Below are 7,574 nucleotides of genomic sequence, written 5' to 3'. Positions count from 1 at the left end.
GGCCCGCCCCCTCGAAAAACACCGCGGCCCGCCGCCAGAGCACCGTGCCCCGCCCAGAACGAAAGAAGGCCCCCACCCGTCCCGGGCAGGGGCCTTCTCCACGCAAGCTCAGTCGGCGACCGGTGCCAGCTTTCCGGCTTCCCAGGCGGCACGGCGTTCGGCCTGCAGTGCCGGGTCGGCCACCGGGGCGGCGGAGAGCAGCCGCTTGGTGTATTCCTCCTGCGGCGAGTGCAGCACCTGGTCCCGCGTGCCCACCTCGACCAGTTTCCCGCGCTGCATCACGGCGACCCGGTCGGCCAGCAGGTCGACCACGGCGAGGTCGTGGCTGATGAACAGGCACGCGAACCCGAGCGTCTGCTGCAGCCCGAGGAACAGGTCCAGCACGCGCGCCTGCACCGAAACGTCCAGCGCGGAGGTCGGCTCGTCGGCGATCAGGAGCTTCGGGTCCAGCGACAGCGCCCGCGCGATCGCGACGCGCTGTCGTTGCCCGCCGGAGAGCTCATGCGGGTAACGGTTGCGATAGTGCCCGGACAGCTCCACCTTGTCCAGCAAGGAGACCACGCGGTCGTTCAGGTTCTTGCCGGTGAACATCTTGTGCAGCACCATCGGCTCGGCGATCGACTCGCCGATGGTCATCTTCGGGTCCAAAGTGGACGCCGGGTCCTGGAAGACGATGGAGAAGTACCGGCGCAGCGGGCGCAGCTCCTTCGTCGAGAGGTTGGTGATGTCCCGGCCCGCCACCGAAACTGTGCCCGCGGTGGGCTTGAGCAGCCGGGTCGCGCAACGGCCGATGGTGGACTTCCCCGAACCCGACTCGCCGACGAGGCCGAGGATCTCGCCCTTGTCGATGTGCAGCGAAACCCCGTCCACCGCACGGTTCCGGGCCTGCCCGCGCTTGCCAGGGTACTCGAGGATCAGGTCGGTGATCTCGAGCGCGGGCGCGTCGGTCTTGATCTTGGCTTCGAGTTCGGCGTCGGCGACGCGGATCTCCTCGGCCATCCGCTCGGCCTCTTCGCTGTCCATCTCCAGTGGGGCGTCATCGAGGAGGCGACGGCCTTCCGGGCGCTGGCCGAGTACGGGCACGGCGGCGAGCAGGCGCTTGGTGTAGTCCTCTTGAGGCGACCCGAACAGCTCGTGCACCGGTGCCTGCTCGACGATCTCGCCCTGGTACATGACCACGACCCGGTCGGCGAGGTCGGCCACCACACCCATGTCGTGGGTGATCAGCACGATCGCGGTGTTCAGGGTGTCCCGCAGTTTGCGCAGCAGGCCGAGGATCTCCGCCTGCACCGTCACGTCCAGCGCGGTGGTCGGCTCGTCCGCGATGATCACCTTGGGGTCGCAGGCGATGGCCATCGCGATCACCACACGCTGCCGGAGACCACCGGAGAGCTGGTGCGGGTACTGCTTGAACCGCTCTTCCGGGTTCGGGATGCCGACCATGTCGAGCAGCTCCAGCGCGCGCTTGTCGGCGGCGGCCTTGGAGATGTCCTGGTGCGCGCGCAGGGCCTCGCGGATCTGCCAGCCGACGGTGAACACCGGGTTCAGCGCGCTCATCGGCTCCTGGAAGATCATCGCGATGTCGTTGCCGCGGACCTTCCGGAGCTCCTTGTCCTTGAGCCCGGCCAGCTCGCGGTCCTCCAGGCGCAGGTCGCCTTCCACCTTGCTGGTCTTGGGCAGCAGGCCGAGCACCGACATCGAAGTGACGGACTTGCCCGATCCCGACTCACCGACGACCGCGACGATCTCGCCGGGGTTGACGTCGAACCCGATCCCCTTGACCGCCTCGACGATGCCGTCTTCGGTGGAGAAGGTGATCTTCAGGTCGGAAATGGACAGTACGGAACCCGAGGCGGCCAGTCTCGCCGTCGTCGCTTCAGTGCTCACCAGTGGCCCTTCGTGGGGGATCGTGCGTCACCGGCTGTTCGCCGGGACTTCGCGCGAGGATATCCGAGGTCTCGCCGCCGCCGCTTCTTGCTCGGCAAATATTCTCATCTCGTGATTTCCAAGTTGTTGCTGGTCCACGCCCATCCGGATGACGAAAGCATCACCACCGGCGGGGTGATGGCCCGGTACGCCGCCGCCGGGGCCGAAGTGCACCTGGTGACCTGCACGCTGGGCGAGGAGGGCGAGATCATCCCGCCGGGCCTCGCCGAACTCGGTTCGTGGGCGGGTGATCAGCTCGGCGGGTACCGTGCCGGTGAACTCGCGGTCGCCTGTCGTGCGCTGGGCGTGACGGCGCACCATTTCCTGGGCGGAATAGGGCGGTGGCGCGATTCCGGAATGGCGGGCACCCCGGCCGCGGAACACCCGCGCGCGTTCGCCGGCGGCCCCATCGCGGAACAAACCGCGCAATTGCGGGAAATACTCGACGAAGTGCGGCCGGACGTCGTGGTGACCTACAACGCGTTCGGCGGTTACGGGCATCCGGACCACATCCGCGCCCACGAGATCACGATGGCCGCGGCCGATTCGGTGCCGCGCGTGTTCCACATCGCCAGCGGCGGCGGGGCGAACCCGACACCCGACGCGCCGGCCACGACGGTGATCGACATCCGTGAGCAGCTCGACGCGAAGATCGCGGCGATGCGCGCGCACGCGACCCAGATCACCGTGCGCCCGCCCGAGTTCGCGTTGTCCAACGGGGTGGCGCAGCCGATCGGCGAAACGGAGTCGTTCACACTGGTGCGCGGACCCGCTGCCGGTGCTGAGACGGATCTGTTCGGAGGGCTGTGATGACCGAGGACAGGCCGGTCGCGCGCGGCGCCGGGGCGGACCTATGCGGAGGGCTGTGATGACCGAGGAGAAGCCGTTCGCGCGCGGTGGGCTGCTGGCCCTGCTGCTGCTCGACACGGTGCTGCTGGCCACGCTGGAGCTGTTCTTCCTGCCGTTGCGGCTCGACGGCACCCTGCTGCCGAACCTCGGCGCGGTGCCGGTGCCGGTGACCGTCGTGGTCGCGATCGTCACCACGCCGCTCCTGGTGCTGCAGGCGGGGAAGCTCGGCTGGCGGCGGGCCGCGATCGCGCCGCTGGTGTTGTGGGTGCTGACGATCGTGGTGCTCGGCCTGATGGGCCCTGGCGGCGACCTCGTGCTCGTCCAGGACTGGCGGGCGCTCCTGCTCATCGCGGGCGGCGCGCTGCCAGCCGCCATGGCCCTGGGTGGTTCGCTCGCCACCCCGCGGAGGAAATGACGTGGCGCCGGCGATTTCCGATCGACACGTCGTGAAGGTGCTGCGCCCGTTCGTGCGTGCCGCACGTCCGGTGGTCACGGCGATGCGCACCCCCGGCAGGCTCGACGGGCTCTCCGGAAAGCGCTTGCCGGGCACCCCGGCGTGGTCGCAGCTGACCATCGACGAGCGCACGCGGTGGTGGATCAACCGCGTCGGCAGGCTCACCGCGCTGGTGACGGCGATCCCCGGGATCGGCGGCGCGCTGGCCGACCGGCTCCCGGTGCAGGACGCGATCGGCGCCAGCGCGCAAGGTGTTCTGCTGTGCGCGATCGCGGACGAGCACGGCGTCGACGACATCGGCGAGCGCGTCCGGCTCATCGCCTGGGTGCTCTTCGGCCGCGAGATCGACCCTTCGCTCGCCGCGGGCGTGCAGGACGACGAGGACACCGAGGCCGAGAAGCTCGCGGGCGAGTTCTCCGAACCGGCCGAGCGCACCAAACGCATCTCGCTCAAGGCGGCCGCCGGCGCGCTCTGGCGGATGGGCCGCTCGCTGCTGGCCATCTCCGGCGAGCTCGACAAGCGGCCGCACGGCCGGTTCTTCCACCGCATGGTCGGGGCGCTGCCCGTCGTCGGAATGGCGGGCGACTACCTCGGCGAGCGCAACGGCCTCAAACGCGTGGCCAAGCGCAGCACGCGCTGGCTCAGTGCTTCCAGAACATGAAGGCGTACTGACCCACCAGCGCGTAGAACTCGTTGCCGCCGATCACCCGGAACACGAAGCCCGCGATCTGCCAGAACAGGTTCGACACCGCCGAAACCGCGAACAGCAGCGCGAACAGCGCCAGCGGCGCCCACGGCCGGACCTTCGCCGCGAACTCCCGTGACTGCGGCGAGAGATACGGCTCGATGATCCCGAACCCGTCGAGCCCCGGCACCGGCAGGATGTTCAGCACGAAGGTCAGGATCTGCAGCAGCGCCAGGTAGGAAAGGCCGTAGGCGAGCCCGTCGGCCATCGGGATGTAGGCCACCGCGAAGCTCAGCAGCACGCCGATGATGAGGTTCGCCGCCGGCCCGGCGAGCGAGACCCACGACGAGGCGGCGCGCGACTTCAGCGCCCACCGGTTGATCCACACCGCGCCACCGGGCAGCGGGATGCCGCCGATCGCCAGCAGGATCAACGGCAGCACGAGCGAGAGCACGGGGTCGGTGTAGTGCCGGACATCCATCGTCAGATAGCCCTTGCCCACCACCGAATGGTCCCCGCCCTTGAACGCGAGGAAGGCGTGGCCGAACTCGTGAAGCGTCAGCGACAGCGCCCAGCCGGCGACCACGAGCAGGAAGATCCCGCCCACCACCATGGGGTCACTGCTGGAGCTGACGATCGAATCGCCATCACCGAAGGCGGCCAGCACCCCGCCCACGACGGTGAGCGCGAGGATGCCGTAGAACACAGGGCTTGGACGGACCGCTGATCTCTGCACAAGCACAGTCTGTCGTATCCGCCCGGTTCGTTGTCGGCGTGTCCCCTTGCGCGAACGGGCACGAGGGTCCCCCAAACTCGGTACTCGGCTTGACCTGGCCGCACTACACGGGTGTAATCACATTGCTGTCATTCGTCGCTGGAAGGGGGCGTCGGGTGCGGCTTCAACACCGCCAGCCTGGGGAGTGCGTGGAAGCAGAGGAGGCGGAAGTGCGGTTGGAAGCAGATGGAAGGGAATGGGGGAAAGTCGTGGATTGGGGAGCGAGCCCGGAGACGGAGCTGGGCGAGTTCACCGACCTCTTCGACCCCGAGGAGCCACCGGAGTGGCAGGACCGCGCGCTGTGCGCGCAGACCGATCCGGAGGCGTTCTTCCCGGAGAAGGGCGGATCCACCCGCGAGGCCAAGCGGATCTGTCAGGGCTGTGAAGTGAAGGGCGAGTGCCTCGAGTACGCCCTGGCCCATGACGAACGCTTCGGCATCTGGGGCGGACTGTCCGAACGGGAGCGTCGCAAGCTCAAGAAGCGCGCGGTCTAAGGTACTTTTCCGCAGCAAACCGCGGAAAAGTACTGGAGATCGTCTTGGTCGAGCAGGAGCCGGAGGGCCGCGTGCCCTTCGTCCGGAGAAGTGCGCCTCCGGTGGTGCTTTTCGTGGTACTGGCCGCGATCGGCTTGGTACTCAACGGAAGTCGGCTCGGTCTCGACCTCGCGGGGGGTCGCCTGCTGCCGGTGGGCGACCTCGGCCGGATGTGGTCGATGTACCTCGCGGGATGGCATCCCGTCGGTGGCGGCACAGCCAGCGCCGCCCCGGCTTCCCTTGCGGTGCTTGGCATCGTGGGGGCGATCTTCACGCCGATCGGCGGCCCGGCCGCGCTCGTCGCGATCCTCTTGATCGGTGATGCGGCCTTCGCGGGCCTGTCCGCTTACGCGGCCACGCGGCGTCTTCCGGTGTCACGCTGGGTGCGTGCCGCGGTCTCCGCGGGCTACGGCCTGTTGCCCGCGGCCACGGCTTCCGTGGCACAGGGCCGGTTCGACGTCGTCGCCGTGCACATCTTGTTGCCACTGGTGATTTCCGGCATCGCGGCGCTGCTCGCTCGTACCGGGCGCCGGTGGCTGCACGCTTCTTCTTGGTGCGCGGTCGGTGTCGCGCTGCTCGGCGCGTTTTCCCCGCTGGCGCACGGGCTCGCGTTGCTCGGTCTGGTCGCGGGGTTCGTGGTGTTGCCGCCGGTCGACGGGCTGCTGCGGCGGATCGGTTCGGTCGGCATCGTCGTGCTGCTGCCGCTGGCATTGCTGCTTCCTTGGCCGACGGTCCTGGTCAACGAGCCGGCGTTGTTCCTGCACGGGCTCAGCGGCCCGGGCGCCGCTCCGGCGGCGGCCGATCTCGCGGGGCTGGACCCCGGCGGTGTGGGCGCCTGGCCGATCGGCGTGCTCGTGATCGTCGTGGCGCTCGCGGCGGTGGTGATGCGCCCGCGCGCGTTGCTCAGCCCCGGCCTCGGGGTGCTGGTGCTCGGCGTGCTCGGGCTGGTGATCGTATTGCTGGTGCCGGTGGCTCCGTTGCAGGGCACCGGCACGGCGACCGGGTTCACCGGTGTGCCGCTGCTCGTGATCAGCGCTGGGTTGCTGTGGATCGTGCTGTCCGCTTCGCAGGCCCCGGCCGGCGGCTCGCTGCTGCCGAAGCTCGCGGCCGTCGTGGGCGTGCTGCTCATCGCGGCGCTCGGCACGGGCGCGGTCATCGCCGGTCGTGGCGGGCCGTTGCACTCCGGCGGAGGAGACAAGCTGGCGGCGACGCAGGCCGACGAACTCGCCCGCACCGGCCGGTCGGTCGTGGTCGTCGGTTCCGGCGACGAGGTCACGAAGCAGACGAGCGGCGCGCTGCCGCAGTACGGCGACGACCAGCTGGCGCTGACTCCGAGCACTCCCGCGCGATTGTTGTCGTGGCAGAACGCTTTCCTGCAACCGTCCAGTGGCGCGACTCGTGCCGCGCTGTCGGGGGCTGCCGCGTCGGGCGCGCTGTTCGTGGTGCTGCCACAAGGAGAACAGGCGTCGACGGTCGTCGCGCTGGCGCCGGATCTCGCCGTCGCGGCTCAGCCCACCGCGGACGGGCGGGCCGTGCTCCGGCTGCTCGCGCCGTCCGGGCAGGCGGTGCTCGTGCCGCCGACCGTGGCCAAGCAGGCCGTCACGTCTTCGGCGCCGTCGAGCACCGCGGGCGTCAGCCCGGTCGACGCGACGCTGCCCGACGTGCACGTGCGGGTTTCCGAAGGCATGGCGGGCCGGCTGCTCGTGCTCTCCGCCGAACAGGAAGCAGGCTGGCAGGCGACCGTCGACGGGAAACCGGCGCCGATCGTGCCCGCGTGGGGCCACCAGGTGGCCGTCTCGGTGCCGACAGCGCAGTCGGACGTGCTCGTGGAGCATCCCTCGACCCTGCGTGACGTGCTCTTGCTGGTGCAGGTAGCCGCGGTGCTGTTCGCGGCGCTGACCTCGGTCCCGGGCCCTAGTCGCCTTCGATGACGTCCGGTTCCACACCGAGGTAGCCGGCGACCTGCTCGACGAGGACGTCGTGCACGAGTTCGCCCAGCTCGGCCGGGTCCTTCGCGCGGGCTTCGAGCGGCCGCCGGTAGAGCACGATCCGTGCCCTGGTGGGCATTCCGCTGCGGTCCACACCCGCCGGGACCAGGCGCGACAACGGGACGGCGCCGTCGTGCAGCACGCCCTCCGCCTGGAGCGAATGGCTCGGTCCGCGTACCTCGGGCACCTCGTCCACCGCGACGTCCAGCTTCGTCAGCTGATCGCGCCAGCGGGCCTCGATCGGTTCGAGAGCGTCGAGCACCAGCTGGTCGAACTTCTCGGCGCGGCTGGCCGCGGCCGGCAACGAGGCCGGGTACAGCGGTCCGCGTAGCCCCCGGCCATGGCGGTCGCGCCGGATGCGCCG

8 protein-coding genes are annotated in these 7,574 nt (G+C 69.9%); 5 read left to right on the top strand and 3 right to left on the bottom strand.

Annotated elements, in window-relative coordinates:
- Positions 1-108 precede the first annotated feature (108 nt).
- Positions 109-1,887, bottom strand: a complete 1,779-nt coding sequence (locus FPZ12_RS12230; RefSeq protein ID WP_144748959.1) for an ABC transporter ATP-binding protein — start codon at positions 1,885-1,887, stop codon at positions 109-111.
- 111 nt (positions 1,888-1,998) lie between these two features.
- Here FPZ12_RS12230 and mshB point away from each other — a divergent pair, with 111 nt between their 5' ends.
- The 3 genes from mshB to FPZ12_RS12215 are packed head-to-tail and all read left to right on the top strand — an operon-like array spanning position 1,999 to position 3,890.
- A complete protein-coding gene (gene mshB / locus FPZ12_RS12225; protein WP_279537792.1) occupies positions 1,999-2,736 on the top strand; it encodes an N-acetyl-1-D-myo-inositol-2-amino-2-deoxy-alpha-D-glucopyranoside deacetylase in 738 nt (245 codons plus the stop codon).
- A 58-nt stretch (positions 2,737-2,794) separates the two neighbouring features.
- Positions 2,795-3,190 (top strand): hypothetical protein, encoded by a 396-nt coding sequence (locus tag FPZ12_RS12220; RefSeq protein ID WP_144748958.1) that lies wholly within the window; start codon positions 2,795-2,797, stop codon positions 3,188-3,190.
- Position 3,191: 1 nt separating this feature from the next.
- Positions 3,192-3,890, top strand: a complete 699-nt coding sequence (locus tag FPZ12_RS12215) for a hypothetical protein (protein WP_144748957.1) — start codon at positions 3,192-3,194, stop codon at positions 3,888-3,890.
- Here the strand turns inward: FPZ12_RS12215 and FPZ12_RS12210 are convergent.
- A complete protein-coding gene (locus tag FPZ12_RS12210) occupies positions 3,871-4,650 on the bottom strand; it encodes a site-2 protease family protein (RefSeq protein WP_144748956.1) in 780 nt (259 codons plus the stop codon). The genes FPZ12_RS12215 and FPZ12_RS12210 overlap by 20 nt on opposite strands.
- Before the next feature lie 278 nt (positions 4,651-4,928).
- On the opposite strand from FPZ12_RS12210, the gene FPZ12_RS12205 reads away from it, so the two are divergent.
- Positions 4,929-5,183 carry a WhiB family transcriptional regulator gene (locus FPZ12_RS12205; protein WP_243769807.1) on the top strand — a complete coding sequence of 85 codons (255 nt, stop codon included), beginning with the start codon at positions 4,929-4,931 and terminating at the stop codon, positions 5,181-5,183.
- 44 nt (positions 5,184-5,227) lie between these two features.
- Entirely contained in the window at positions 5,228-7,153 is a 1,926-nt protein-coding gene (locus FPZ12_RS12200) for a hypothetical protein (RefSeq protein ID WP_144748954.1), read from the top strand.
- Here FPZ12_RS12200 and FPZ12_RS12195 read toward each other — a convergent pair.
- Entirely contained in the window at positions 7,137-7,568 is a 432-nt protein-coding gene (locus FPZ12_RS12195) for a metallopeptidase family protein (protein WP_144748965.1), read from the bottom strand. The genes FPZ12_RS12200 and FPZ12_RS12195 overlap by 17 nt on opposite strands.
- Positions 7,569-7,574 lie beyond the last annotated feature (6 nt).

The organism is Amycolatopsis acidicola (assembly GCF_007713735.2).
Taxonomy (GTDB): domain Bacteria; phylum Actinomycetota; class Actinomycetes; order Mycobacteriales; family Pseudonocardiaceae; genus Amycolatopsis_E; species Amycolatopsis_E acidicola.
Note: the sequence above shows the minus strand (reverse complement) of the source record. Positions and strands in the feature narration are given on the sequence as shown.

Excerpts from the sequence above, each read along its gene's own strand:
- FPZ12_RS12220 (WP_144748958.1), top strand. The coding sequence starts at position 2,795 with ATGACCGAGGAGAAGCCGTTCGCGCGCGGTGGGCTGCTGGCCCTGCTG.